29 protein-coding genes are annotated in these 26,248 nt (G+C 69.1%); 4 read left to right on the forward strand and 25 right to left on the reverse strand.

Features of this window, described 5'->3' with window-relative positions; all coding sequences use genetic code 11:
* Positions 1-37 precede the first annotated feature (37 nt).
* Positions 38-928: a hypothetical protein gene (locus KYK13_RS09510; RefSeq protein ID WP_223643755.1), complete on the reverse strand. Its 891-nt coding sequence runs from the start codon at positions 926-928 to the stop codon at positions 38-40.
* 58 nt (positions 929-986) lie between these two features.
* A complete protein-coding gene (locus tag KYK13_RS09515) occupies positions 987-1,250 on the reverse strand; it encodes a hypothetical protein (RefSeq protein WP_223643756.1) in 264 nt (87 codons plus the stop codon).
* A gap of 242 nt (positions 1,251-1,492) precedes the next feature.
* On the opposite strand from KYK13_RS09515, the gene KYK13_RS09520 reads away from it, so the two are divergent.
* From KYK13_RS09520 to KYK13_RS09530, 3 genes are all read left to right on the forward strand, one after another.
* Positions 1,493-2,863: a hypothetical protein gene (locus tag KYK13_RS09520; protein ID WP_223643757.1), complete on the forward strand. Its 1,371-nt coding sequence runs from the start codon at positions 1,493-1,495 to the stop codon at positions 2,861-2,863.
* A 370-nt stretch (positions 2,864-3,233) separates the two neighbouring features.
* On the forward strand, positions 3,234-5,222 hold the full coding sequence (locus tag KYK13_RS09525; protein WP_223643758.1) for a hypothetical protein: 1,989 nt from the start codon (positions 3,234-3,236) through the stop codon (positions 5,220-5,222).
* A complete protein-coding gene (locus tag KYK13_RS09530) occupies positions 5,219-6,559 on the forward strand; it encodes a hypothetical protein (RefSeq protein ID WP_223643759.1) in 1,341 nt (446 codons plus the stop codon). Before KYK13_RS09525 ends, KYK13_RS09530 begins: the two co-directional genes overlap by 4 nt.
* Positions 6,560-6,822: 263 nt before the next feature.
* Here the strand turns inward: KYK13_RS09530 and KYK13_RS09535 are convergent, their stop codons facing one another.
* The 15 genes from KYK13_RS09535 to KYK13_RS09605 form a co-directional block, all read right to left on the reverse strand.
* Positions 6,823-7,125 carry a hypothetical protein gene (locus tag KYK13_RS09535; protein ID WP_223643760.1) on the reverse strand — a complete coding sequence of 101 codons (303 nt, stop codon included), beginning with the start codon at positions 7,123-7,125 and terminating at the stop codon, positions 6,823-6,825.
* A 196-nt stretch (positions 7,126-7,321) separates the two neighbouring features.
* Positions 7,322-7,969, reverse strand: a complete 648-nt coding sequence (locus KYK13_RS09540) for a ribbon-helix-helix domain-containing protein (protein ID WP_223643761.1) — start codon at positions 7,967-7,969, stop codon at positions 7,322-7,324.
* A 107-nt stretch (positions 7,970-8,076) separates the two neighbouring features.
* Entirely contained in the window at positions 8,077-8,337 is a 261-nt protein-coding gene (locus tag KYK13_RS09545) for a hypothetical protein (protein ID WP_223643762.1), read from the reverse strand.
* Positions 8,334-8,534 (reverse strand): hypothetical protein, encoded by a 201-nt coding sequence (locus KYK13_RS09550; protein WP_223643763.1) that lies wholly within the window; start codon positions 8,532-8,534, stop codon positions 8,334-8,336. The genes KYK13_RS09545 and KYK13_RS09550 overlap by 4 nt, the downstream gene beginning before the upstream one ends.
* 103 nt (positions 8,535-8,637) lie before the next feature.
* Complete coding sequence (locus KYK13_RS09555) at positions 8,638-8,913, reverse strand: hypothetical protein (protein WP_223643764.1); 276 nt, start codon at positions 8,911-8,913, stop codon at positions 8,638-8,640.
* Positions 8,914-9,066: 153 nt separating this feature from the next.
* On the reverse strand, positions 9,067-9,303 hold the full coding sequence (locus KYK13_RS09560; protein WP_223643765.1) for a hypothetical protein: 237 nt from the start codon (positions 9,301-9,303) through the stop codon (positions 9,067-9,069).
* Positions 9,304-9,319: 16 nt separating this feature from the next.
* Positions 9,320-10,051: an N-acetylmuramoyl-L-alanine amidase gene (locus KYK13_RS09565; RefSeq protein ID WP_223643766.1), complete on the reverse strand. Its 732-nt coding sequence runs from the start codon at positions 10,049-10,051 to the stop codon at positions 9,320-9,322.
* Entirely contained in the window at positions 10,048-10,482 is a 435-nt protein-coding gene (locus tag KYK13_RS09570; RefSeq protein ID WP_223643767.1) for a hypothetical protein, read from the reverse strand. The genes KYK13_RS09565 and KYK13_RS09570 overlap by 4 nt, the downstream gene beginning before the upstream one ends.
* Positions 10,483-10,490: 8 nt before the next feature.
* A complete protein-coding gene (locus KYK13_RS09575) occupies positions 10,491-12,395 on the reverse strand; it encodes a hypothetical protein (RefSeq protein WP_223643768.1) in 1,905 nt (634 codons plus the stop codon).
* Positions 12,396-12,499: 104 nt separating this feature from the next.
* The gene (locus KYK13_RS09580) at positions 12,500-13,264 is read right to left on the reverse strand and encodes a trypsin-like peptidase domain-containing protein (RefSeq protein WP_223643769.1); all 765 of its coding nucleotides are present in this window, start codon (positions 13,262-13,264) and stop codon (positions 12,500-12,502) included.
* Positions 13,265-13,287: 23 nt separating this feature from the next.
* Positions 13,288-14,625: a phage tail protein gene (locus tag KYK13_RS09585; protein ID WP_223643770.1), complete on the reverse strand. Its 1,338-nt coding sequence runs from the start codon at positions 14,623-14,625 to the stop codon at positions 13,288-13,290.
* Between the two features lie 10 nt (positions 14,626-14,635).
* Positions 14,636-15,025 (reverse strand): hypothetical protein, encoded by a 390-nt coding sequence (locus KYK13_RS09590; protein ID WP_223643771.1) that lies wholly within the window; start codon positions 15,023-15,025, stop codon positions 14,636-14,638.
* 4 nt (positions 15,026-15,029) lie between these two features.
* A complete protein-coding gene (locus KYK13_RS09595) occupies positions 15,030-15,725 on the reverse strand; it encodes a hypothetical protein (protein WP_223643772.1) in 696 nt (231 codons plus the stop codon).
* A gap of 10 nt (positions 15,726-15,735) precedes the next feature.
* On the reverse strand, positions 15,736-16,284 hold the full coding sequence (locus KYK13_RS09600) for a hypothetical protein (protein ID WP_223643773.1): 549 nt from the start codon (positions 16,282-16,284) through the stop codon (positions 15,736-15,738).
* A complete protein-coding gene (locus tag KYK13_RS09605) occupies positions 16,284-17,804 on the reverse strand; it encodes a baseplate J/gp47 family protein (protein WP_223643774.1) in 1,521 nt (506 codons plus the stop codon). The genes KYK13_RS09600 and KYK13_RS09605 overlap by 1 nt, the downstream gene beginning before the upstream one ends.
* 138 nt (positions 17,805-17,942) lie before the next feature.
* On the opposite strand from KYK13_RS09605, the gene KYK13_RS09610 reads away from it, so the two are divergent.
* Positions 17,943-19,484: a metallophosphoesterase gene (locus KYK13_RS09610; RefSeq protein ID WP_223643775.1), complete on the forward strand. Its 1,542-nt coding sequence runs from the start codon at positions 17,943-17,945 to the stop codon at positions 19,482-19,484.
* 40 nt (positions 19,485-19,524) lie between these two features.
* Here the strand turns inward: KYK13_RS09610 and KYK13_RS09615 are convergent, their stop codons facing one another.
* From KYK13_RS09615 to KYK13_RS09650, 8 genes are read right to left on the reverse strand one after another with little or no spacing between them, the layout of a single operon-like run.
* A complete protein-coding gene (locus KYK13_RS09615; protein ID WP_223643776.1) occupies positions 19,525-19,908 on the reverse strand; it encodes a hypothetical protein in 384 nt (127 codons plus the stop codon).
* Positions 19,909-19,918: 10 nt separating this feature from the next.
* The gene (locus KYK13_RS09620; protein ID WP_223643777.1) at positions 19,919-20,593 is read right to left on the reverse strand and encodes a hypothetical protein; all 675 of its coding nucleotides are present in this window, start codon (positions 20,591-20,593) and stop codon (positions 19,919-19,921) included.
* A gap of 11 nt (positions 20,594-20,604) precedes the next feature.
* On the reverse strand, positions 20,605-21,183 hold the full coding sequence (locus tag KYK13_RS09625; protein ID WP_223643778.1) for a phage baseplate assembly protein V: 579 nt from the start codon (positions 21,181-21,183) through the stop codon (positions 20,605-20,607).
* 11 nt (positions 21,184-21,194) lie between these two features.
* Positions 21,195-22,475: a phage late control D family protein gene (locus tag KYK13_RS09630; RefSeq protein WP_223643779.1), complete on the reverse strand. Its 1,281-nt coding sequence runs from the start codon at positions 22,473-22,475 to the stop codon at positions 21,195-21,197.
* Positions 22,472-22,810, reverse strand: coding sequence for a hypothetical protein (locus tag KYK13_RS09635; RefSeq protein ID WP_223643780.1), 339 nt, complete (start codon positions 22,808-22,810; stop codon positions 22,472-22,474). Before KYK13_RS09635 ends, KYK13_RS09630 begins: the two co-directional genes overlap by 4 nt.
* A 42-nt stretch (positions 22,811-22,852) precedes the next feature.
* Positions 22,853-23,365, reverse strand: a complete 513-nt coding sequence (locus KYK13_RS09640) for a peptidoglycan-binding protein (RefSeq protein ID WP_223643781.1) — start codon at positions 23,363-23,365, stop codon at positions 22,853-22,855.
* A gap of 10 nt (positions 23,366-23,375) precedes the next feature.
* A complete protein-coding gene (locus tag KYK13_RS09645) occupies positions 23,376-26,057 on the reverse strand; it encodes a phage tail tape measure protein (protein WP_223643782.1) in 2,682 nt (893 codons plus the stop codon).
* Positions 26,058-26,060: 3 nt separating this feature from the next.
* A complete protein-coding gene (locus tag KYK13_RS09650; RefSeq protein WP_223646571.1) occupies positions 26,061-26,246 on the reverse strand; it encodes a hypothetical protein in 186 nt (61 codons plus the stop codon).
* Positions 26,247-26,248: the final 2 nt, after the last annotated feature.

Genomic DNA, 26,248 nt, shown 5'->3' on the forward strand with positions numbered 1-26,248 from the left:
CTGCTTTGACGCAAAAGCGGCTATTCGCAGCAGCGCGTCACATGCGGCCGGCGCGGTCCCGGGCGGCGATCATCTCGCGCGGGAGCTGCAGCGCCGAGCGCGGCTTCCTGGTCGGCGCGCACCGCGCCAGGATCGCCTTCCAGCCGTTCCGCACGCTCGCCGCCTCCGCGATGATGCTCGCCACCTCGGCCGGGTCCACGCGCTCCTCCGAGATCCGCCGCTTCGAGCCGTACTCGGCCGCCAGCGCCCGGCGCTCGGCGGGGCTCTTCGCGCGCGCCGAGATGCGGGCGTAGGCCTCGCACGAGTAGGCGAACGTCTCGCGCTGCCCGAACTCGATGTCGAGCAGCCACTCCTTCCTGCGCGTCTCGCGGAGCCCGATCGTCCGTCGCTTGCAGTTGTGGAAGATGTGCGCGGCCTCGTGGACGATGAAGTCGGCGAACGGATCGTCCTCGGCGAAGTACTCCGGCGAGACGTAGCAGGTCGTCTCCTCGCTCATCCCGACGATGCGCGCGGCCTTCTTGCCGAGCAGCTTCGCGCCGACACTGAGGAGGAACAGGTTCGCGAGGTCCCACGCGGAGCGCTCCCACCTGTGATTCAGGATGATCGGCTCGATGGTGTCGCTCGTGACATAGACGACGGACTTCTCGAACGTCGCGAGCACGATGTCCTGCTCGGCGCGCGCGAAGAGCCCGCGCACCATCGGTTCGACCTTGGCGCGCGTGAACTCGACGCCGACGTTTGCGGGCACCGGCTCGTGGGAGCGCCCCTTCGCGAGCCGACGGACCTCCTCGACAAGCGCGCCACGAAGGTCGGCGTGCTGGCGGCGGCCGCGTTCCATGAAGTCACCGGGCCATGCCCAGGCGTCCATGTCGGCGTCGCCGGTGCGAACGTAGCGCTCGATTTCGTCGGCGATGGTCGGCGTCGACATCAGCGCATCCTACCGCACGCGTTGGTCAACCGGGGCGTTCGATTGGGTCCCGCGAGCTTCAGCCCACCAGTTTCTTGAGGAGCGCCATCCCGCGTTCGGCCTCGGCCGGCGTCGCGTCGGAGAGCTCGAGGTACACGCGGCCGCGGGCGTCGTAGAAGCTCTCGGTCTGCACCACCCACCGCTCGCGCTCGGGCGTGGCCAGTTCGACGTCGGCGGCGAGCTTGTGGAGCGCGGCGCTCACGAGGCGATGGCTGGTCCCCTTCGGGAGGCGGATCTTGATCTGCGGCTCGAGGCTACCGTAGCGGCTCTCGCCCTGGCTCACCGTTGCCCGGTGGGCCTTTGTCGCACCAGAGGAAGTGGGTACGCTGGGTGGAGCACTCCCATGCCCTCGGGCCCCATGACAGAGAGGAAGCCTACGCTGGCGAGTCACGGCGGTTGCACGAGGTGTCGGGTCGCCCCACCGCCGAGAGGAGTGTACGTGCTCTCGAGAGTCCATGAGGCCGTGGCGAGACAGGGAAGGGCTGATTCTTCGGAGGGTACGCACCAGAAGGCGAGGTACACCCCATGACATCCGTGTGGGGAATGGTGCTTCTGCTGGTGACACAAGCCCCAGGAGTGGACGGGCCGGTCGAAGGGGCGGAGCCCCTGGCCACTCCGGCCGAAGCCGAGCTGGGAGTGGAAACACCGCCCGCAGCAACGCGCGAGGGAAGAGGGTGGGAGTACCTCATCCGCCTGGAGACGAGCACGCTGGTGCTGCAGGCACGAGGAGGCGCGGGAGAGCAGGTGGGCTATGCGCAGCTGAGCCCGATGCTGCTGGTGGACGGAGGCGAGGAGTTTGGAGTCAACGTGGGCGCTCCCGTGAGGTTGCGGCTGTGGGGCGGCGAGGCGAGCGCAGGGTGGGTGCGCGAGGAGGACTGGGACAGTCTGTCGGACTGGGGGCAGCTGGTGCACGCCCTGAAGCTGGGCTCGGACAAGTCCCCGGTGGGGCTGTGGGTGGGAGCGCTGGACAGCTACAGCCTTGCTTCAGGGCACCTGGTGCGGCGCTACTCCAACCGGGCCAACCCGGACTACCACCCGGCGGGAGCCTCCCTCACGGGTGCCGTGGGCCCCTTGTATGTGGAGGCCTTCGCCTCGGACGTACTGGGCGCGCGCCTCATGGGGGCGCAAGCCGAGTTGGATGTGGCGCACGTCTTCACCGGCCCGCCGAGGCAGCGGGGGCGCTACACCCTGGCACTGTCGGCGGTGCATGAGTGGGGCAGGGCCGGGGGTAAGTCACCGCCGGTGACGCTGGCGCACCTGGACGGGACAGCGGTGGTGGTGGTGCGCCGGGGCTTTGAGGCGCACCTGCTGGCCGGCTGGGGCGGGCGGCCGGGAGTGGGCGGCGCGTGGGGCCTGGTGGCGGGAGTGGGAGCGGACGCGGTGACGAGTACGCTGGACACGAAGTTGCGGCTGGAGGTGCGCCGGCAGCACGGCGGCTTCCGACAAGGCTTCTTCGGCCCAGACTACGAGCTGGCACGCTTCCGGGCCGCGGGCCCCGAGGGCGTGCCTCTGGCCGAGGCGTCCTTTCCGGACAGCTTCTCTGTCTACGGCGAGGCGGTGGTTGGCTGGGATGCCGTGCACTACGGCGGGCTGCAACGGCACTTGCAGCTGTCGCTGGGCGCGGAGGCCTTCACCTGGGGCCGCTTGGACGTGGACGGGCGCGTGGCGGTGCAGGTGTGGGGCCGCAACGTGGAGGTGGCCGTGAAGGGGCTGGCGGTGGGCCTGGGACAGCCTGGGGTGCGCTACCTTGCAGCGGCGGAGATGCGGTGGCGCTTTCTCGGGGGGCGCCTGTACGCGCTGGGCACGGGAGGGACGCAGCTGTTTCCAGAGGAGGTAGGGACACTCCGGCCGGGGGCCTACGCCTCGGTGGGGCTGGGGGTAGACAATGCGCGCTGAGCCTCTGGTGTACAGGTGGGCGGTGCTGCTGCTGGTGGGGGTGGCCGTGCTCACCAGCGGCTGCGTCACGCTGGTGTCGCCGCAAGTGGGGAGCGGTGCCCAAGGCCCGCGCGCCATGTCGGCCTTGCGAGCGACAGCTGCCGGGAGTGCCCAACTCGAGACGCCTTCGGCTTTCGCCTCCACGGAGCCGGGAGAGCAGGAGCGGAGCGCTTCCAGCGCGCCGGACGAGGAGGAGAGGCTGCACCGGCGCCGAGGTGCCCGTGGGCTGGGCCCTGAGGTGGCCAAGGGGAGCGCGGATGAGGCGAGCCCGAGCGAGGTGGCCAGAGGGGGGACAGCCCCACAAGGCCCGCCCACATGCGGGGGGCAGGCCGTGCCGGAGGGCTGGCCGGACTACTCCACCTGGTGGGATGGGGAACTGCTCGAGCCCTTCCTCATGTGCACCTCGCCCGCGGAATTCCTCACCTTGCAGGACAGGGTGGACATGCCCCGGCTGGTGGATGCGTTGGAGGACTGGTCCGCCGTGAGGCTCGGCGCGCTGGGGCCCATGGAGGCTCCGGCCGCGCAGGTGCTCCAGCGCAAGCGCTTCTCATTCCTCGTCTCCGCCACCCAGAGGTACGGGGCCTACGCCCAGGTGCTCACCCTCTTCCTGTTCGACACGGCCTTTGATGACGAGGTGCGCGAGCTGTTGGTGCTGCTGTCCAAGGACAAGCAACTGGAACAGACGCTGGGGCACATGGAGGCGGTGCGCGAGGCGTTGGAGAGGCGGGGCTTCCAGCTCTCGGACTACCCGGACCGGGAGGAGCAACTCAGCGACGTGGTGCGGGGCCTGGGCCGCGCTGTCGACGACGTGGGCGCCACGATTCCCGGTGCGGATGGAGCCAACGGTACCAGAGTGTTCGGCGCGCGAGCCGACCTGCCACCGCCCTACCAGGAGGCCTTCGACGAGACGTTCCAGGCTCTCACCCGAGAGCACTTCTCTCCGGGCCACGTGGCGCTGGGCACCTTTGACTCCATGACGTTCGGCGTGCCGCTGGGCTTCTACTACCTGGCGGCGGGGACGGGGCATGGAGTGTCTTCGCTGTACCACGGCCGCTACGAGCAGGCCTCGAGGGAGCTGGCGCCCGCGGCGCTGATGGTAGGCCTGTACGCGGGCGGCAAGGGGGTGCGCGCTCTCTCCGAGGGCCGAGGTGTACCGGGTGTGGGCGTGCCACGGCTCCGAGGGCTGATGGGGGTAGAGGTGCGGTTGCAAGCCCTCAAGGCAGTGGTGCGCGAGTTGGAGTTGCTGCTGGGGGTGGATGGGCTGAGGCAGCTCGTCAGCTACATTCGGGCCAGCCGGGAGGCGGGCCGCTTCGTGGCCGTGGGGGGAGTGGACGCGGCCCTTGCCCTGTACGAGGCCCGGGGAAACGTGGCCAAGGCGAGGCCGATGCTGTCCCAGGCCAGGCCCGACAGAGCGCGTGCCCCTACTGCGAGCGGTGGGACGGCGAAGAGCTCCAACAAAGCGGCCGCCGTGGCGGACGAAGCCACACGTCCTGCCTCCAACAAGGCCCGCCGGGCAGGTGCCGACAAGGCTTCCGGGGGCATGGCCTCCCTGGTGGATGAGCAGTCGGGCCTCTCCCACGAGGTGGTGGAAGCCAAGCTGGCGGCAGCGGAACTGGAGTCCACGGGCCTGCGCCTGCCTGCGGACCCGGCGGTGCTGGAGAAGCACCGTCCCACCAGCGACGCTCCGCAACCCGGAGCCGAAGGCAATCCACGCTGGGGTGAGTACGTCAGCTACTTCGAGAACCGCCTCGCGGAAATAGAGAAGGGCCAGACGAAAAAGGGACCGCTGCCCTGGAAGGCGTATGAGCAACTGCGGGCGTGGTTCGCTCGGGGGCTGGCCTTCGAGCGCATCATGGTGGAGTTGCTGGAGGCAGACGCGGCCCTGCCTCGGGCTCAGCGCCGCTTTCTCGGGGACTTCATCAAGCCCCGTATCGAGAAGTACGTGGGCGTGTCGAAGCCGGGTACCGGCCTGCGCTTCGCGGATGTGCTCATCATCGAAGAGGGCGAGCTTGGTGGACGGCCACCGCGCGTCGAGACGCTCAGCTTCAAGAGCCGCGACCTCTCGGGGCTGAAGCCCGGTGCACTGGCGGCCCAGATGATTGCGGACGCGACGGAGGCCCTGTCGAAATACGGCGAGACGCTGGACATCCGCCGTCCCTCCCTCCAGCCCCTCTTAGGCGAGGGCAGCAAGGTGCCGGTTTCAAGGGTCCGACTCGTCTATGAGGGCGGTAAGCTCAAGCCTACGGACGTAGTCGACTTGAAGGCAGCAGTGGACGCAACCAAGGAGGCAGTTCCGGGAGTGGAGGTGTTGTTCCAATGAAGGTGTTGCAGGTTCACGACATGAAGGCGGAAGACAGCCTTCTGCTCACTTTCCAAGGTGCCTTCGAGCCGCAGGCGGCACTAGATGGTGAGCTGAAAACCCTCCTCCAGGCACTCGAGGAGTATGCAGGCGGGTGGATGCCGGACGTCGTTGAAGGCAAGCGACGACGGAAGTACTCCCGCGCTTCCTTTCTGAAAGCACTGGAGGAGAAGCGCGGCGAAAGGACCGCGTCCATTGAACTCGGTCGAACGAAGTGGCCCGCGTTGTACATGTGGCCCAGGCTCAATTTCCCCCCGCTTCCTCCTGAGTTGCGCATCTGGCTCGAGGTTAAGCCGCTCTCTTTCTTTGCGGAGGAGGAGCGCTGTCGGAACTTCGTGGAGATGGTGCGCGCCTGGGCCTCACGCTATCCAGTCACTCATGCAGCGGCCCACAGCAAGGCTGACGACCAGTTGTCTGGCGCTCCCGACTTCGGCCGCGACGACGAGACTCGACGCAGAGACGGCTTCGACAAGGTCTACGAGGTGTCTTGGCTCAACGTCTTCGGCCCGAAGCTGGTGGAAACAGTAGGCCGCGAGCGCATGCTGTCCACACCGGCCCACCGGGTGGAGGAGTTGCCCAACGGCTCGGTCCTCCTGGTGACGCGGCCCACCGCGGCGGACTTCGCCAGCGAGGAGGCGCGCCGTGCCCAGGCCCGTGCCCACGTCCACCTGCGGGCCGACCTCGACTATGACACCGTGCTGCGCACCCTGCGCGAGCGCAGCGCCACGCTTGCCCCCGTGGAGCCTCGCTTCCATCCGGACGTGGCACCGCTCCTCGCGCGCGTGGTGGACAGCGTCGCCATTCACGAGCGCCAGCGGAAGATTGCCGAATTCAACGAGTACCGGCCGCCCGAGCCCGAGGAGTGGCGCCCCGCCGACTCCGCCCTGCCTGCGGACGTGGAGGACTCGGAGCGCGCTCTCCAGCACTACAGCTACCTCGCCGAGCACCTCGTGGCGCTGATGCACACGAAGGTGCCCTCCGTCTTCAAGGAGACGCCCGAGTCACTTACGGACGTGGACTACCAATTCTGGCATGAGGACTTCCCGAGAGTCTTCGAGCGGGAGAAAATCGACGCGCATGCGGTGCCCGCCATTGGTGCCTACCTGGGGGAGGTGCTGGTGAGAAACCTGGGTGGCAAGTGGGTACCGCGCAAGAAGCTGGAGGAAGCGCAGGTGCTCGTGGGCAATCGCGTCTGGTTGCCCTTCGTCAGGGCCCACCGGTACATGCGCTCCTGCCAGTCACTGCTGGACTACTCCCTCACCCAACTGTACCGCGTGGCCGAGCGGCACAGGGGCTGAGGGAGAGACTGGTTCAGCGGGGAGCCTTCATGGCGGTGCCAGGGACAGGCTCATGCATGCGCTCAAGCTCGCTGCGGGGGCAAGGCCAGGAACCCTGCGACGAGGTTGTTCCGGCATGCATCACCTGCTTTGCTGTCGCGTCCCCGGAAGATGCGACAGCTGCATCGCTGAACAGCCGTGGGGATACGCTCACCGCCGCGTAGGGCTCAAATAGCCGCTTTTCGGCTAAAGCGGCTATTCGCCGGGGCGGCGTCGTCCGGCGGTCACCCCAGCAGCTTCTTGAGGAGCGCCATCCCGCGCTCGGCCTCGGCCGGCGTCGCGTCGGAGAGCTCGAGGTACACGCGGCCGCGGGCGTCGTAGAAGCTCTCGGTCTGCACCACCCACCGCTCGCGCTCGGGCGTGGCCAGCTCGACCTTGGCGGCGAGCTTGTGGAGCGCGGCGCTCACGAAGCGGTGGCTCGTCCCCTTCGGGAGCCGGATCTCGATCTGCGGCTCGGGGCTACCGTAGCGGCTCTCGCCCTGGCTCACCGTCTTCGTCGCCTGCGTGTTCTTCGTCGTCGTGCTCATCGTCGTCCTCGCGCTCTGCGCGGGGCTCCGTGCCCGTCGCGAGGGACATACAGGCTTCGGTTCGCGCCCCTAGCAAGGTCGAACACGTCGATTTCTCGTGTGTTTTCAGGCGGTTGGAATAGCCGCGAGATTCCGCGGACATGGGGCGTCGGAGGCGGTTGTAGGCCTGCCGACGCCCCTCCGATTCCGCCCGCGTTCACGAGCCCGTGGCGCCCGCGTTCGCGAAGAGCGCGGCTGCGTCGCGCGCACCGAGATGCGCGAGGTAGTGGCCGATGGCCCCCCGGAAGAACTCCATGCGGTTCTTGATGCCCCGCGAGCGCCACGCCTCGTCCATCTTGTCGGCGACGTCGGCCTCGAGCCGCAGCGGGAGGATCTTCACGTCGAGCGGCTCGCCGTCGCGCGCGCGCGTCTTGCGCGGTCCGACGTTGATGCGGCCCTTCTCGGCCTCGCGGATCTTCCAGATGAGGTAGCGGCGGTCGTCGCTGCCCGTCGAGCGCCCGACGACCTCGAGGTACTTCGCCTGCAGTTCCTGGATGGTTATCGACGCGAAGCGCCCTCGCTGCTTCGGAGCTGCGCTCCCCTCGACGCTCGTCTCCGGGGTGGGCTCGGCCGAGCGCGCGTTGCGGCGAGCCGGGGGCAGCGCCTCGTCGGCAGAGGGCGCGGGCGGCTCCTCGGTGCGCGCGGCGAGCGCCTCCTCGATGCGCCGGATGAGGAACTTCCGGTTCGGGCTCTTGGTGCTCTCGCCCGTCGCCTCCTTGAAGCGCTCCCACAGCTCAGGGAGCCGCAGCCCCTCGAGGTCGTTCTTCTTCGTCCGCTTGGTCTTGGCCTTCGTCTTCGTGCTCATGACTGCTCTCCTCGTCGGGCGCTGGGTACACGTCGCCCTTCACGCGCGCGCCCGCGCTCACGTGTCGGGTGGGCGCTCCGGGACGGAGCGCGAGTCCGGTCAGGTCGTCAGCGCCGCAGGTGCGCGAAGCACTCGAGGTCGACTGCGCGCGGATCGCTCGTCACGAAGCTGAAGCGGCTCTCCGCTTCGAGCCAGGGCTGCACCTCGATGCGGTCGTCTGCGGTCACGCCGCCTACGCGCGCGAGCTCGTCGTGGTCCTTCACGTAGCTCCCGTCCGCCTTGAGCACCGCGACGATGCGGACGCGGTAGCCGCGCAGGTAGCCGTGCTCGCTGCCGACGTAGGTCGTCGTGGTGCCGAGGATGCTCATCGGCGGGCCCCCTTCGCCGCGGCGAGCCCCGCGCGGTACGCGGCCTCGAGCGCGTCCTTCACCGACCAGACCGCGACGTCTCGGAAGTCGAGCGAGTCGCTGTGGCGCGTGTCGAGCGTCTCGAAGCCGAGCTTCTCGCGCGCGATGGCGGCGAGGACGTCGCCCGGCGTCTGGGGTTGCTTGTTCGTCGTAGTCATCGGCCGCCTCCGCGTGGATCGCTTCGCCATACAGGCTTCCGTTCGCGCCCCGAGCAAGGTCGTTCCGTGAAGAATCGACCTCTCTCGGGACCGCCTCCGCGCATCAGCGCACCGCCACCTGCCACGCGGTCTTCGACCCGTAGCGGAGCTGCTCGCCCTCGACGAGGAACACGTCGTTCGGCGCGGTGCCGCGCTCGTAGCGAGGCTCCTCCGCGTCGTCGTCATCGCCGTCCTCGTCGCGATCGGCGCGGAGCATCTCCTCGCGCACCGCGACGCCGGCGACGGCGTTCTCGAACGGCCAGTTCTGCTGGCTCATGATGAGGACCTCAGCGTCCGGGTCCTGCTCCTCCAGGAGCTCGATCAGCTCGCTCACCTTCATGTCGTCGCTCTCCGTCGCGGGGGGGGCGTGCGGTGCGCCCCGTTCGCGACGACATACAGGCTTCCTTTCGGCGACCTTCCAAGGCGAAGAAGCGAGAAATCGACCGGCGCTCGGAAGCCCGCGTTACCTCACGAGAACTCCGCGCGTGGTCCGTCACGCCGCCTTGTCGTGCATGTCCTCAGTGGCGTCCTTGAGCGCCAGGAGCGCGGCTTCGACCTTCGTCACGGCCTCGGTCTGCACGCGACCCATCTCGTCCACCCTGTCGAACAGCTCGCGGAGCTGCGCGTCCTTCTTCTCGTTCACGCGCCAGAACGCCCAGCCGAGCACGGCCACGAGCCCGTAGGGGCCCGTCGCCTGAAGCCACGTCGCAACGCTGGTGAAGGTGTCCATCCGTCTCTCCTCTTCGTCAGGCCGCGGCGGGCGTGGGTAGCAGATCTCGAACATCGGCGCGGCACACGCCCGTCGTGCGCTTCACCGCCTCCTCAAACGCGACGTCTGGCGTGAGCCCGGCCTCGATGCGCAGCCACGCGTAGAGGACGAGCCACGCGCCGTCGGCGTGTCCGAAGTAGTGGTGGGCGAGCACGCCGGGCAGCGGCTTCTGCGCCTCGGCGACCGGCCCGAACTGGAAGCTGCCGGCGCGGAGCCCCGGCCAGCGGCGCGGCACCTCGATGCCCGGCGCGGGCGCGCTCGTCGCCCAGCGCACGAGCGCCGCGACCGCCTCGGCCTGCGCCGGGGTCGGCAGCACGTACTGCCCCTCGTGCGCCCAGGGCGCCTTGATGGTGCGCTCCCACGGCAGGCCCTTCCGGAGCAGCCGCGGGTAGTACGGGTTCACGACCTCGACGCCGAACGAAGGTTCGTTGTGCACCGGGCCCGCGCGCCAGAGCACGTCGCTCGTGAGGTCGCCGTGCTGCGTGAACTGGCCATCGGGGCCGAGGACGAGGTGGACGCTGAGGCCGCACTTCCTGAGCACGCTGAGGGTCGACTCGACGCTGCGCGTGACCGTCTCGTGGATGACGAGCTCCGTCACACGAGTGCGCCTGCCCTTCGAGGCAAACCGCACCTCGCCGTCCGCGAAGGTGCGCACGGCGAGGTCGGCGACCTCGGGCGCCGGACCCCCGCGAACGATGAAGCCGCTCACTGGCCGGGCTCCTTCGCGCGTACGGCCTCTGCGACCCGAGGCTCGATCTTCAACCCTCGCGGGAACCAGCGGGCGAGCTCCTCGGCGGCGACGGGCTTCGCGAGCTTCGGGTCGACGCGCCCCTGCTTGTCCTTGAGCAGCGGGATGACCTTCTTCCGCTTCACCAGCGCGGCGTGAACCTCATCGACGAGGAGCCGGTGGAGGTGACCGAAGCTACCCGGTGCGGGATGCGGCGGCTCGTCCTCCGGCGAGCGAAGGAGGAACTCCGTCGAGCGGCACGTCGGACACGCCGGCAACGGGACGACGCTCGCGTCGGTTTGATCGTCGCGAGCCACGCCCACTTCGAGCGCGTCGATCTGGACTCGCGTGCTTGCGCCGCAGTGGCCGCACTGCTGCACAACGTCCGTGTCAGTGACCTCGCGAATACTCATGCTGTACCTCACGCGACGGCCGTGTATCTGCCGAACCAGTACATGTTCTGCAGTCCGGTCATCGATTGAAAGCTGAAGAACCCGAAGCCATCCCTATCGACGGAGAACGTCGACGGATTGCCACTGAAGCCGCCCCCGACTGAACTCGGTGTCAGCGTGATCGACGATGGCGCAGCCGGGAACCGATTCCGAAACGTCACCGCTCCACCCAGCGCGAGCGTGTGGAGCGCAGTGTCGGCGTTGGTCCACTCGAGCCCCAGTCGTCCGGTCTCCTGCACCGAGCCCGTCAGCTCGAACGCGGAGTTGACGGTGCTGCTCATCGGAAGCACCCACCTCCGGGTCCACGTCGTGAACGTCGCCGCGAAGCTGTCTTCATGCATGAACTCGAAGTCGAGGCGGGAGAAGCGGAAGCCTCCGGCGAAGTAGCTGGTGCTGTCGCGAGCCCACGCGCTCCCGTTCCACGAAGCGTTGAGCGTGAACCAGATGTTGTCGGAGTCGGCGTAGACGCGAAGCCGTGCACCGATGCCGCCGTTACCTTGCGCGTCCCAGAGCAACGCCTTTGTCCCGCCGAGGTTGGGCTGGCGAATCGTGCGGTGCTGGCCCGGATTCGCCTCATTGCCGCGGAAGTGGTCGCCCTCGTACGCGTCGAGCACCTCGGCGAGCGCGGTCTCGACGTTCGCCGCGTTGAGGTTATTGCCGGCATCGGCGACCGAGATGGCGCTCGCGGCGTGCGCTCCGGCTGCCTGGTTCACGTGGCCGTTGAGGCTGCCGAGCAGCGTCACGAGCGCTGCGCGCAGCGTGCCCGCGGCGATGGCAGTGGGAGCGCCCGCGATCGCGTCGACGCCGACGAGCCCCGCTCCGGGGGCAGCCGCGCTCGTGGCGACGAGGTCCGTGACGATCTCCTGGAGCTGCGACTGCACGTTCGTGGCGGAGACGTTGTTGTGAGGCGTCGCCGCGATGGCGGCGGCGTTGTGCGCGCCGGTCGGCGCGCTCACGTGCGTGTTCAGGAAGCCGAGGAGCTGCGCGAGCTGACTCTTCACGCTTCCCGCAGGGAGCGCGTTCGGCGCGCCCGCCGCCGCGTCGACGCCGACGCGCGTGGCGCCGGAGCTTCCGACCGCGCCGGTGGCCAGGTCGTCGATGAGCTCGTCGACGGCGGCCTGCACGTTGCCGGCGCCGACGAAGCCGTGGGGCGTGTAGTCGATGGCGCTGGCTGCGTGGCGCCGGGCGACGGCCGTGAAGTGGTCGCGCAGCTCGGCGTCGGTCTCGTCGAACGCCGCCTGCACCGTCGCGGCGAGCGGCTGGAGGATGCTCCAGGTCCCGGTGGTTACGGCCACCGAGGTGCCTTGCGCGAAGATGAAGGCCTGCCGGCGCGAGGTGTCAATGTCCGCGACGAGGATCTGCGTCTGCCCCGGGCGGCGGCGCACATCGCAGACGAGCAGCTCGTCGGCCTGCAGCGCCGGCTTCGGCGCGACGCCGATGGCGCCCTCGGGCGCCTGACGCACCACGAGCTCGAACGACTCGTCGCGCCGGAAGAACACCTGCTGCGAGTTGCCGTCCGTGCGTGGGTCGGCGAGCTGGCGCTTGAAGCGCAGGAAGATGCCGAGCCAGCGCTCGTTGCCAACCGTGGCCACGTCGGTCGGGATGCCCACCAGGTCGACCGCGCAGTCCACCGTCTGCCCGGTGCCGAAGAACATGCGCTGGCCGAGGTTGTCGTAGGCGCGCCCGGGCGCGGTGAGGTCCACCGTCAGGTCGGGCACCGGCGAGTGCGGCGCGGGGACGGCGCCCGCGACGATGCCGTAGATGTTCAGGTCGGCGGCGAGGTCCCGGTCGGCCTTCTCGAGCAAGGCGAACGCGAGGTCGAGTTCGGCCTCGGTGACACGCTGGCGGAAGTAGAAATCGACGCGATCGGCCATGTCCTTGCCTCGGAGCGCACGGGGCCCTCCGGGGAGGCAAAGCCGGCCGACACGGCGGTCGGGGACAGCGGCTCGAGCCAGTCAGAGAGCCGCGTAGAGTCCCTTCACCGTCCCGACTCGATGCGACGCATGGCACTGATGAATCGTTCCAGGCTCGCGGCCCGGAGTTCGTTCTGCTGCGTTCCCGCCCCGACAAGGACGCCGACGATGGCGCCGGACCGATCGGCGATCGGGGCCCCACTGGCACCGCGGTAGTATCCGTGCCCCTGGTGCTTGCGCGCGAGCGCGAGCACCACCTCGGAGGCTTGAAGCGCTGAGAGCGTCATGTACGCCTCCCACGACACCTCTCGGAGCATCGCCTTCGCGTCGACGTGGTGCTCGTCACGATTCACGGCTGCGAACGCGTAGACCTCGCCCGTCTTCGGAGTCGCGTCGAGGGGGCCCGTGTAGATCGGCAAGGAAGCAAACCGAGCTTCGGGATCGTTCGCGAGGGCGTCGCGGTCCACGTCGAGGTTGGCCCACGCGATGTCGTCGCCCACGGCGTCAAGCGATCGTGGGTCCACCTGAATGCGCAGGAGTAGCGTCCTCCTCTTGGCAGGCGGCACGTTCCACAGCTCGCCTTCCGTCAGCGGGGGCGCATCGCTTCCACGTGCCGGATCGCCGGCTTCAACCGCCCAGTGGCCCTTCTCAATCACATGGCGGGCAGTGACGATTCGGATGCCGCCTTCCCACGGGATGACAAAGCCGCTACCTCGGACGCCTTCTCCCTCCGGCGCCTCGTCCGTTCGGATCAGGACCACGGTGTGCTGTAGGAGAAGCGTCATGAGCCCTTGGAGGGCCGCTCGTTCCTGCTCGTCGCTCTTGTTCATCGCAGCGTCGCGCAAGCATACCGTCAGTGGAGATCGGTCGTCTCGCCCAGGTCGCTGAGGCCCAGCTCCCAGTGGTTCGGCAGGACTGGCGGCAGGGGCTCGACGAGGTCCACGAAGTGCGTGTGCGCGGGCTTCAGGTACTCGACGATGGCGCGGAACTGGCGGCGCTCGCGGTCGGTGAGGGTACGCGCGACCTCGATGTTGAAGGCGTACCGTGCAAAGCGGTCGGAGGGGCCGAGCACCCAGTCGACGCCGAGCTCCGACTCGCCGAGGAAGAGCGTGTCGGCGTTGAACGGCGTGATGGCCGAGATGTCGATGCCGAGGAAGAAGCGGATGGCGTTCTGGATGCCCTTCGCCGTGCCCTTCTGCCGGTACATCTCGACGAGGACCGACGCGAGCCGGCGCTTGCCCATCGTGTCGAACTCGAACGGGAACGGGTTGCCGAGGTCACGCAGGATCAGCTCGACGAAGGCCTCCGGCGCGCGCTCGAGGTCGAAGATGTCGGGCCAGCGGTCGACGTCGGCGAGGAGGAGGTCGGTCACCTCCTGCAGGCACGCGATGAAGCGGAAGAGGTCGCCGGTCTGGTCGTCGCGGCGGTTGTGCTTCGGCAGCATCCGCCAGAGGTCGAAGCGGCGTCGCTCCGGGCGCGCGGGACGGAAGCCGGTGAAGATTGCGCGATCGTACGGGCCGAGCACGGCGTTGCCGAAGAGGTCCGTCACACCGCTCGCGACGACCTCGTGCGTCACGTCCGGCGTCATCTCCGTGTCGAGCGTGAGGAGGACGATGCTGCCGTCCACCAGGGCTGCGACCGCGACGAGCGGCACGGCGGGTGCTCCGAGCGCTGTGAGCGCGAACGTGGCGCCGGGCGGGACGAGCACCGGCTCGTCGAAGGCGACACGCACGGTCCGCTGTGCGAGCGCTTGCGCTCCGACGACACGCGGCGCGGTCCGATCCTCGACGACGAACGAGTACACCTCGTCAAGCGAGGCCGCGCCGCCCACGGTCTGCGCGAGCACACGCACGTGGACCGTCGCCAGGCTCGCGAGCGGGACGACGGGATGGAGCACGACGCGCAGCGTGTCGGGGGGCTGGACGACGGCGGCGAGCGGCCCCGCGTAGGCCGGAGCGATCTCCGTCGGCGCGCCTCCCTCGAACGCGAGGACACCGTCAATCCACACGCGCGCGCTCGCCCGATGGACGCCATCGGGGCCGGTTTCGACGAGCTCGAGCGCGAGCGCGGCGTCGACGGGAACGCCGGTCTCGCCGGGGCTCGGGTCGCGGTTCACGAGGACGAGCCGCGGCGTGCTCACCAGGAGCGCGACGCTGTCGACGTAGAGCGCGGGGAGCTCGACGCTGCTCACGGCGCGCTCCTCATGCGCTCACCAGCTCGAGCCGCACACCGACCGTGTGCGTGCCCGAGAGCTTCGAGACGTTCGCCGCGAGGTCCGTGACGAGCCGCTCGCGCCCCAGTCTCGAGCGCATGCTGGCGAGCTTGGCGCCGTCGACCGTGATGCTCGCCTCCCACGCGAGCCCGGTCGGAGTGCTCGCCGGCACCGAGAGGCGCAGGAACGCCCGCACGAGCATGACCCCGGTGAGGTCGGTGCTCTGGGTGACCTCGGCGTGGTCGCCCGGCGCGAGCTCGAAGAAGCGCCCCGGCTCCGCATCGCCGAGCACGAAGGCGTAGTCGCCGCCCGTCGCCTTCGGCGTCAGGAGGCGCCCCTGGCCCCGCCCAAGGCGGCTCGTGAACGCGGTCAGCGCCATCGGCTCACACCTGCCGGAACAGCTCGAGGTGGTCGAAGAACGCGCGCCGGGTCACGTCCTTCACGGAGAAGCCGAAGCCGCCGCGCCCCGAGGTGAGCGGCTGGCTGCCGGAGTTGATCCCGAGGTGATCGTCGATGAACTCGACCATCCCGGAGACGGGCTGCCAGTCGGGCGGCGTGCCGAGCGGATGCAGCGCGAGGTCGCTCTGGAAGACCTTGAGCACGACGTCGCCGTTCGTGTTCACGATGACGTCGAGCCGCAGGTGCAGCCATGTCGCCTGCGCGAACGACGCCGCGGACTTCAGCAACACCCCGGGCCCGTCCGCCGTCGGCAGGCCCACGGTGACCGCGCCCTTGCGGAGCACGATGCGGTGCGGGTCGTCGTCGGAGAGGCCGAGCAGGTACGCGCTGTCGTTGACCGAGCTGCCCTGGCAGCAGAGGAACAGGAATGGCGAGAAGCCGGTGGGACCGCCGCCCGGGCCACGCTGCACGACGCCGCGGATCGAGCCGCCCTTCGCCATGGGCGCGAAGCTCGCGAGGTTCGCGAAGAGCGCCACCGCGCCGTTCACGGCGGCGAGCGAGTTGAAGGCGTAGAGGAAGCTGCCGCCGCCTGGCGGGCGCGCGATGCCAGCCGTCACGCCGCGGTCGACGGTCGCGATGTCGAGCCCGTCGTTCAAGTAGGTCCAGTCTGCTTCGGCCATCGGTCGCTCCTCACAGGGTGGTCATGGTCGTCCAGCCGTTGTTGAAGTCCTCGACGGCCTGCACGCCCGCGTCGAACAGCGCGGCGCTGGCGGTGACCGCGGCCCACGTCCACGCGTACGACTGGTTGCTGCGCCACTGGTCCTCGAAGTCCTCGCGCGGCTCTCCGTCGAATACGCCCGTCGCCGTGGTGACGAGCGCCCAGTCGCGGAGGTACGGCACGCTGCTCCAGCCGCCCTCGCAGTCCTCCACCGCGCCGCCGCCGAACGCGCAGGTGACGAGCTGCGCGGGCGGCAGCTCGTAGAGGTAGACGACGTTCGCCCAGCCGCTCTCGAACTCCTCGTAGCCCTTGAGCGCGCTGTCGAAGAAGGCGAGGACCACGACCACGTCGTCGAGCGAGTCGAGCAGCGCGTACCAGCGCTCGAAGTCCTCCCACGCATCCTCCGGCGCGGCGCCGAAGCCGGCGAGCACCTCGAGGCTCGTGGCCGCCGTCAGCGTCCAGTGCTCGGCTTCCCCCGGCAGCGCGCCCGCGTCTTCGAAGCTCGGGTTCTGGAGCGCCATCAGAGCAGCTCCCCCGTGTCGCCGTTGCGGAGGGTCACGACCCCGAGGACCGGGAACTCGCGCACGTTGAGGCGCACGTCGGCGGGCAGGCCGTTGAGCGTCAGGTCGAGGCGCGCGTCGCCCATCTTCCGCACGCCCGGCGTGTCGCGGATGACGTTGAAGAGGTCGCTCCAGGCGATCTCGCCGACGGCGTTGCCCTCGGCGTCCTTGATGTTGAAGCCGAAGTCGACGAGCGGGTTTGGCGTGCCGTCCGGCTCGCTCACGCGGAAGTACGCGGCGAGGTTCGCGCGGACGCGGTCGCGCACGTCGTTTCCGGCGAAGCCTTGCTTCAGGAAGATGCGCGCCGTGACGTCGATGGTCCTGTAGACCGGGTCCTGCACGTTGACCTGGAACGTGAGCGTGCACGGGTAGACCTCGGTCACCTGCCGCAGCACGAGGTTCTTCAGCGCAGGCGTGGGCATCGCGCCGGGCGCCTGGGACTGCGGGATGACGTAGAGGATGCCGGTGTTCTCCGCGATGGTCGGGTCCTCGTTCGAGGTGAGCATCAGCGCGCGGGCGACGCCGGAGAGGCGCCGCGCGTTGATCTCGAAGTCCTCGCGGGCGACGGTCCTCGTCAGCGCGCGCAGGCTCTCGGGCGCGAGCAGCTTCGCCGAGGCCACGGTCTGCCGATCGGCGCCGCCCAAGGCGGGCGCGGGGTTCTTCAGGGAGACCTGCACCGCGTTGCCGTAGGCGTCCTTGAAGGCGCCCTCGATGACGGCGATGCGCTCGGCGTCGACGTTGCCCGCGCTGCCGCCTCCCGTCTTGTACGTGACCGAGACGGTGCCGCTCGGCGGCATGCCGCTCACCCCGTTGCCGAAGCGCAGCGTCGCGCGGTCGTTTTGGTCGACGGCGACGACGAAGTGACGGTCGTTGGGGCGCGAGTCGAGGAAGCTGTCCACCTCGACGAAGGCTCCCTGCGGCGTCGTCACGCTCGCGGAGCCGTCGAGGTACGGCGTGTAGTCGAGGTGAAGCTCCAGGTCCGCGAGCCCGCGCGCGTCGAAGAGCTGCGTATGGGTCTTCGAGTTCTCGACGACTGCCAGGATGCGCGGCGGATCCGCAGCGGCCGGGATGACGGCCGGCGCGAGGAGCTGGAATCGCACCGGCTCGGTGACCTCCTGCGTGCGCAGGACGGTGCCCGCGGGGATCGTGACGCTGGCGACAGGTACGCGCGCGAGCGAGAGCCACACCTCGGCGGTCGCCGCCTGCGCGCCTTGCAGGCGGTAGCCGAGCATCTTGGCGAGGGCCATCACGTTCTTGCGCTGCGTGGCCGTCACGAGGCGCGACTCGCGGGCGAGGTTGTCCTGGTAGAACGTCAGCACGTCGCCGACGAAGGCGTACAGCTCGACGAGGAGGTTGCCGAAGCTCGCGACGTCGAAGTCGGTCCAGTCCGGAAAGACGCTCTTGATGAGCGCGATGAGGCGCGCCCGAAGGGCGTCGAAATCCTTGTCGGTGTAGTCGACGGACTCCGGCAGCGTGGCCACGGCGGTAAGCCTCCGGGGAGGCAAAGCAGGGCCTGAAGCGCTCGTGGGGACACCTTTTCAGAAAGGCCGTGCGGTCCGATCCGCGCCGACGGTTGCCGAGGGTGACTCTGGGCTGGTGGGCAGCTACACTACTGCGCCATGGGCGCACAGTTCCGGCTCGAGCACGCGAACATAATGGCCTATGTAACGTCGTGGTCCAGTGCGCCGCCGCGCCTGCTGCGCGATGACCTACGCGAGTTCCTGTCCATGCTCGCGTATAACCCGCGCGAGTACCTAATTCCGGAGCGTCACTTCGATCGCTGGCCCGAGGAGATCTCGGCCGTGGCGCAGCGCGCGCTCGAGCAACTTGGCGATCAGCGGGAAGAAACCGTGGCGCCCGCGAGCGTCGAGCGCGTCTTGACGGCCTTGCGTACCGAGTTCGCGGATTACCCGCTGTATGCCCTCGCCGTTGGAGCGGGGGAACGGCTGCGCCGACAAGCTCACCGGCTGGCGGAGCTACCGCTTTACGGCCAGATGCTTGTACTGATTCCGCTTCCGCCTCAAGAGGGCTCTCGGCGAAACTTCGAAGTGCTCGACCCCGTGCCGGTCTTCTCGCACGCGCTGCACTCGCTACGGCAGTGGCCAGGGTTCCTCTTCTGGACAACGAGTGGCGTCAGCACGTTTGCTCCATCCGATGGCGTCGATGAACTCGTGGAGGAACTCCGAAGGGTGCCTGAGGAACCACGCGCGCGGCGCCGACCGTGGCCGGAGTTCGGATTCATTGGGCGCTTTGACGACGTGATAAGACGCCACGCCGCTGCGGCGCGTGAGCCGTCTCGTCGCTTGCTACACATCAGCGATCTCCACTTCGGGACGAACCATGCGCTCGAGAACCAGTCACTGCTGGAAGCCGAGCTCCGAGAGGTGGTGAAGACGGTCGACCGTGTCGTCATCACGGGCGACCTCATTGACAGTCCGAAGCCCGAGTTCGCAACGATGTTCACGACCTTCAAGAACAACCTGACGCATGTCGCGCGAGGACGGGAGCCAATCGTGGTGCCCGGGAACCATGACCAACGCGTACTTGGGAACGTCGGGCGTGACTTCGAGCAGGTGGCCGGGATGGGCTCCCGAAGGGTGGTCGTGGATGACGACTCCGAGATGATATTCGTCGGGTTCAACTCGTCCGAACGCGGCAGCTTCGCGCGGGGAAAGATTCCAGTCTCTCAGTTTAGGTCGCTTGGCGGCGAGTACCGAACCCAGCTAGCCGCGAGGCCGGAACTGAAGCGGTACTTGCCGCTGGTTCTTGTTCACCACCATCCGTTTTCCTTCGATGTTGCGCCGGAGACGTGGGTCCAGAAGGCCTTGCGGATGTTCGGGCTGCGCGAGGAGAGCTTCCTAGAGATGGTGAACGCGAGCGACCTTCACACGTGGTGCGCCGATTGGGATATCCGGACGATCCTTCATGGTCACAAGCACAAGGCGCGATATGTGGAGCGCAGCGTCCGGCGCAGCGACCAGACCGAGGTCAACCTCACCGCTATCGGATGTGGAAGTTCGTTGGGAGCTGAGGGTTCGCCGGTTTCTTACAACGTCCTTGACTGGGAACCCTCGATTCAACGCTGGGTGGCGTCGATCTACGAGAGCGTGAACGGAGGAGCCTTCCGCGAACGCCTCGCAACCGTGTCGCCCGATCCGTGACACCGCGACGTTGGCTGGCTGGCAGGGACGCGCGCAGGATTCAGGCTCGGTCCAATGTGAGGTTCACGGATGCCGTGGTCTCCCGCTCACGAACACGCACCCGCAGCGTCAGCGCCGGCCCGTCCTGGTCCACTGCAAGGGCCAGGAGCTGGGCGCCCGGGACCCAGCGCTTGAGGGCGTCGCGCACGTAGACGCGCGCCAGCTCCTTGAGCGCCGCGTCGTTGCGCTGGTGGCGCAGCAGGGCGAGCCCCGCGCCGAAGTTCGTGCGCCAGGGCAGCTCCCCCGACGAGCGCGCGGTGGCGCCCTCCGTGAGCAGCGCTTGGCGCACCTTCGAGCCCAGCAGCGCTTCGCCGCTGCCTACGGCGAAGTCATGCTTCTTGTCGCGACGGAACGGGATGAGGAGGTTCTGCGCTTCTCGGCTCATGGTCTGGTCCTCACGGCACCGGGACCGCGCTGCGCACGGTCTGCAGCGACTCGATGATGGCGTCGATGGGCGGCAGGACGTCGTCCAGGGGACGGCCGGCCAGGTTCGAGAGGTCGGGCACCTCGGGCGCGCCGACGATGCCGAGGAAGATGTTGAGGATGCCGATCAGCTTGCCGAGGCTCGCGAGCGACTTGCCGACGTTCGCAGCCTCCTGCGCCACGTTCGCCTGCGCGCAGCTCGTGATGGCCATCAGCCCCGCGTCCTCGAGCTCCGTCGCGCGGTCGATGGCGCCGAGGATCTGCACCATCTGCTGTTGCAGGTGCACGAGCTGGCTGCGCGCCTGCCGGAGCGTGTCGATGACGAGGTCGATGATGCCGATGATGGTGTACGGCAGCGAGAGCTGCGGGATGAGCCGCAGGAGCTTCGCCACCTTTTCGGCGAGCTCCGGTATGCACGCCGCGAGCGCGGTCGGGTCTGGCGGCGGCCCCAGCGAGTCCGGGATGGCCTTCACGCAATTGAAGACCGCGACGACGGTGTCGATGATGTCGAAGAGCGGCATCAGCGGCGTCAGCGCGGGCTGAATCGCCTCCATCAGGTTGTACTGCTGGATGCTCACGCCTCCGGGCAGCGTGATGAGCGGCGGATCGCCGAGCTCGGGGATCTCGAGGCAGATGGGCAGCGCCACGGCGGTCCTCCTCAGATGGGGTCTGCGATGGGGCGGACCACCCGCCCTGCGATGGTGACCTGCGTGGCCTCGAGCGCGATGGCGCCGACCGCGCGCAGCGTGAGCGCCGTCGTCGCCTCGAGCGTCACGGTGTTCTCCTCGGCGTCGAAGACGAGGTGGTCGCCGGTCTTCTTGTTGGTGAGCTTCAGCTTCCGGCTGTCCTTCGACTCGTCGAGCTCGATGCGGAACGTCTTCGTGGAGAACACGCGGTTGTCGGGCGGGGTCTTCCGCGCCTCCTCGGGGACCTCGCTCTCGCCGTTCGGCTTCCCCCAGTGCGCAGAGAGGTAGTACGGAGCGTCGACGTTGCCCTGGTTGAAGAAGACCGCGACCTCGGCGCCCTCCTCGGGCACCGCGAAGAAGCCTCGATCCTTCGAGCCGCCGCCGCTCGTCCCGAGCGGCCAGGCCCAAGCGCTCTCGGGCTCGAGCACGCCGGGGATGCAGACGCGTACGCGCCCGAGCTGCTCCTCGTCGTCGCGCTTGGTGACGTAGCCCACGTACATGCCGAGGAGCCGGCTGTCGTGCGTGTGGATGTCGTCGTCGAAGGTGCTCATCGTGGGCCTCCTCAGCGCATGACGCTCACGCCGGCCTCAGGGTCCTCAACGCTGATGACCTGGCCGTCGCGCCGGTACTCCACGACCGAACTTCCGGTCTCGGGGTCGATGCGCTCGAGCTCGGTCAGCGCGCCGCCCGAGGCCGGGGTGGTTCGATTCGGTTCGCCCCCCTGCGCCTGCCCACGGGCGCCCGGGCCAGCACCGCGACGTGCGCCGGTGCCGTCGCGCGTGAGCTTCAGGTCGACGACGTACCCGGACGACGAGATGACGTGCTTCGCCTCGGTGACGTAGTACTTGCCGGAGAGCAGGCTCGAGATACCGCGCACCTCGACGACTTGCTTCGCGCGCAGGGTCGGGTCGCCCACGACCTGCAACGCGAGCTTCACCGTCTCGCGCTCCGCGCGGCGGTAGCGCGCGGCTGACTCGCGCTTGGCAGCGGCAGGCGTCGGCGCCGAGGTCGGATGCACGCTGGTCGTGGCGTTGCGTTCCTGGAGCGAGGTTGCGCCGGTCTCACGGTCGACGACCTCGAGGACGTCGCTCAGCGTCGCGCGCTCGACAGTGGCGCTCGACGCCCGCGACTCGATGGTCGTCTTCGCGAGCGGATCGCGCCCGCGCACCTCGACACGGCCGGTGCGCCGCGAGAGGTCGCTCTCGACGTTGACGGAGATGATGTCGCCGCGCCCCGGGTCCGAGAACCAGGTGAGCACATGCGTCGGCGCGCTCGCCTGGTCGCGCGAGCGCCAGTGCAGCCCCGCGTCGTCGACGAAGTACTCGAACTCCTCGCGGGCGGCGAGGCGCCGGAGGAGGCGAGCGTCGGTCTCGGCGCTCTGGTTGATGGTGTCGAGCACCTGGCCCGAGTCCTCGACGTCGAGGAACTCGCCCTCGTAGCCGTACTCCGCGGCGACCTCCTTCACGACGTCGCTGCGCGACTTGTTCGCCCACGAGCGCGTCTTCGCCTCGCGGTTCATGAGCACGCTGGTGGCCTGGCCCTCGATGGTCAGCGTCTGGAAGCCCTTGAGCTTCTTCACGACCACCCGGCGCGGCGGCGCCATGTTGCCCGGGTATCCCCAGGACACCTCGAGCGTCGCGCCGCCCACCAGCTCTGCGCGCTCGAACAGCGCGAGGTCGAAGTTGTCGAGCTGGAGCGAGACCTGGTCGGCCTTCTTCTCGGCGTCCTCGTACGTGAAGCCGAGGATTCGCCCGGCGAGGTCGAGGGGCTCGCCGCTCGGCGCGCGCTCGTTCTCGAGCAGCGTGATGCGCACGCCGGGGCCGCTGCGGTCCACCACGGTCACTCGAACCTCCGACGCTGCTCACTCAGGATGACGTCGGTCAGCACGCGCAGGCTCGGCACGAAGAGGCGTCGGCCGGCCTCGAGCTCGAGCGTGGGGTCGATGATCGGGTCGGGCTGGAAATCGCCGAGCACCCACCAGAAGCCGCATGCGCGCGGGAGCGGCGCGTAGTACCGGCCGGCGAGGCCTTCGAGGGTGTCGCCCTGCGCGACGACGTGGACCCGGGTGTCGGTGTGGTCCTTGAAGCGGTACGGCTCGCGCTCGGTGAGCAAGCGCCTCCCGAGCTCGTCGGGGACGCCGAGCGCGAAGGAGTGCCGGGAGCCGGTGCGCGGAGCCATGCTCCGGCAAAGCTCCTCGAGACGGTCCCTCGGGGACGTGGCCTACAGCTCGGCCTCGCGCAGCTGCTCGCTCGTGATGCGCGTGTCGAGGATCTCCTCGAACGTGACGTTCGCCGCGTAGACGAGCACCGTGCCGTCGACGGCGAGCTGCTTGTAGGTGAACTCGACGCTCGCCACGACGCACTCGACGGTCACGACCTCCGGCCAGATGAAGAGCACGCGCGGCGGCGCGGTCGCGGCCACGTCCTCGGTGCCGTCGGGCGGCACGGTGAGCGCGCGGAGGAAGGATCGGAACTCGAGGACGTTGACGTCGCCAGGTTGCTCGGCGGCGAAGAAGCGGTCGAGGTAGAACTCGACGCCAGAGAGCTGGCGGTTCGCGGTGCTCTGGAACTGCAGCACTTGGTGCGAGAGCCCGGGCACCGCGAGGCGGTTCCAGTTCACCTGCAGCTTCTCGGAGAGCTGCGTCGGATTGAACAGGCACTCGATGGACTCGCCGCTCGCGACGTTCACGAGGATGCACCGGGGCGGTCGAGCGAGGGCTCCGTCGAACGACACGTCGGCCTCCTCAGTACGCCGGGACCGGCGAGAACGAGCGGGTGGCCGTGTCGCGGTCCGCTCGATGGACCGCGGTGGCGAGCGTGGTGCCGTCCACCTGGAGGTTGACCGTGATGGGCGGTGACGCGGGCGGCGCGGCGGGCGTCATCGGGAACGACGCGGGCACTGCAGGCGTCATCGCGGCGACGGCGGGCATGGTCGAGGTGGCCGCGTTGAGGGCGGCGAGCGTCTGGCCCTGAGGCGCGAGCTGCACGCCTGCCGTGACCTCGTCGACGCCCTCGAGCAGCCCGCGCTCGATGTCCTGGCGTAGGCTGCGGATCGCGTCTGCCCCTCCGAGGTCGGCGCCGAAGATGCCCGCGATGGTGTCGATGACGCCAGCGATCGTCTCGACGAAGCCGAGCAGGAGCTGCGCCAGGAAGTTGATGGCGTTGAGGACCACCTTCTTGAAGCCGACCCATACCTGCGCCCAGTTGCCTGTCACGAGCCCGCCGAAGATGTCGATGACGCCGCCGATGAAGCCGACGACCGAACGGAAGGCCGCGATGATGACGGCAAGTCGGTTGACGACGAACTGGACCATCACGCCGATCGCACCCGCGATACCGGCGGCGACGTAGCCGATGACCGTCCCGAGGAACTCGGCGATCGAGCGGAGGGCGTCGAGCGCGCCGCCCGTCTGCCCGCTGGCGCTGGACGTGAACCCGAACATCGCGCCGAGCTTGCCGAGTTCCTGAAACACGAGCCCCACGGCATTGCGGACCGCGTCGAAGATGGGCGTCAGCGGCGCTATCGCCGAGCGGAATGCGTTGATGGCGCTCGAGACGACATCGATGACGAAGGTGAGCGCCCCGACGAAGACCTCGACGAGGACGCCGGCGATCTGCCCGAGGATGCGTCCGAACGCGGCGAAGTCGTCCGAGGGGATGGCGGCGGCCGCGTTGGCGCCCTCGCTGGACACGAGCCCGAGCGCCTCGCCAAGCCTGCGCAGCGCGCCGACGAAGGCCTCGAACACGGGCCGAGCGGCCTCGATCGCCGCGCTGAACCCCTCACCGATGCCCTGGAAGAAGCGCTGGATGCGGAAGGCGATCTGGTAGACGCGGATGAGGAACGTCTTGAGACCTGCGTTCTCCGCGCGGTTCAGCTCCTCCCGGACGGCGCCGGAGAAGCCTCCCTGCTCGAAGAGCTGCACGAGCCCTCGGAAGGCGAGCTTGATGCGCTCCCACACGCGCGCGGCGAAGTCGGCGATGCCGCCGATGTTGTTTCGGAAGGCGATGACGAAGCCGGCGACCACGGCCGTGAGCACGCCGAAGATGAGCACCGCCGGCAGGATGGTCGCGAGCAGCCCGCCGAGCGTGATGCCCGCCGCCTTGAGCCCGATGACGAGCAGCGCGACCCCAGCCTTGGCGGCGATGACCGCGCCGACCAGCGCCACGACGGCGCCTCCGCCCACCACGAAGGCCGCGAAAGCCCGCTTCACCGGTGCCGGGAGCTGCCGGAACGCGTTGAGGACGGCGTTCACGACGTCGACGACGATCGTCACGATCGGCTTGAAGACCTGCGCGAATGGCTCGCCCGCGACGATGGCGAGGGTCTCGAGCGAGCCCGCGAGGAGTTGCTTCTGGCCCTCGAAGGTGTTGAGCATCTGCTCGCGGAAGCGCGCTGCCGTGCCCCCGGCGTTCTGGAACTGGTCGCGGAGGTAGGCGATCGCCGCGGCGCCGCGCAGCGTCTCGCCGGTGTTCGTGCGCACGCCGTTGGTGACCTGCGTGAGGATGGCGTTCACGCCTCCGAGCGCCTCGCGGCCGAAGGTCGAGAGCAGGAACGCCGACCGCTGCGCCTCGCTCATGCGATCGAGCTGGGGGGCGAGGTCGCCGAGGATGTCGAGGAAGCTGCGGAAGCGGTTCTGCGAGTCCGTCACCGATACGCCCACGCCGCGCAGCGCCTGCTGCACCCGGGGATCGGCCATCCGCTCCATCGCGACCGCGACGGCGGTGGAGGCGCGCTCGACGCCGGGCACGACGTTCTTCACGAGACCCAGCGAGATGAGCGTCTCGGAGAGCGACTGATGGAGCGCCTGCGCGCCGCGCGAGGCGGTGCCGAGGGCGAGCGGGAGCTCGCTCGCATCGAGCGCGAACACGTTGACCGCCTGCAGCATCCGGTCGACCGAGATGGACGCCTCGTCGATGGACAGACCAAACGCCTTCATCGCCTGGGAGGCGAGCCCCGCAGCTTGCGACGGGGTGAGCTGGCCAAGCGAGCCCGCCGCGAGGTCGAGCACGGGGTTCAGGAGGCGGACCGACTCGGTGACGTTGAAGCCGGCGGCGGCCAGGTCCTGCAGCGCCTGCGTCGCCTGCGTCGGCGAGAACTGCGTGGCGAGGCCCGCTTCGATGGCGGCGTCGTGGAGCCGGGTCAGCTCCTCGGCCGTCGCGCCCGCGATGGCGCCTGCCGAGGCGACGGCCTGCTCGAAGCGGCCCGCCGCGTTGGCGAGCGAGAACGCGGCCCCCACGGTCGCGGCGCCGGCCGTGAAGACGGCGAGCCCCACGCCGAGCTGCTGGAACGCGCTCTGGATGTTCTCGGTGCCGAGCCCGACCCGGCGGTCGAGGCTCATGAAGTTGCGCTCGAGGTTGCCGATAGCGCCCGAGGCGAGGTCGCGCGCGGTGAAGACGAAGCCGAGGCCAAGGTTGTTGAGCGCCATCGGTCACCTCCGCTTCGCGGCCTTCTCGAGCTCCTTTGCCTCCCGCGCGCGCTGCCTGCCGATGCGCTCGATGAGCCAGTCGCGGTCGGTCGTCGGCAGCTCGAGGGCGTCGTGCACCGTCACTGCGAGGCCCGAGCCTCCGTGCTGCTGCCAGCAGAGCTGGAAGAGTCCCTCGCGCCACGTCTCCATGT

The sequence above is a fragment of the Corallococcus sp. EGB genome (assembly GCF_019968905.1).
Classification (GTDB): domain Bacteria; phylum Myxococcota; class Myxococcia; order Myxococcales; family Myxococcaceae; genus Corallococcus.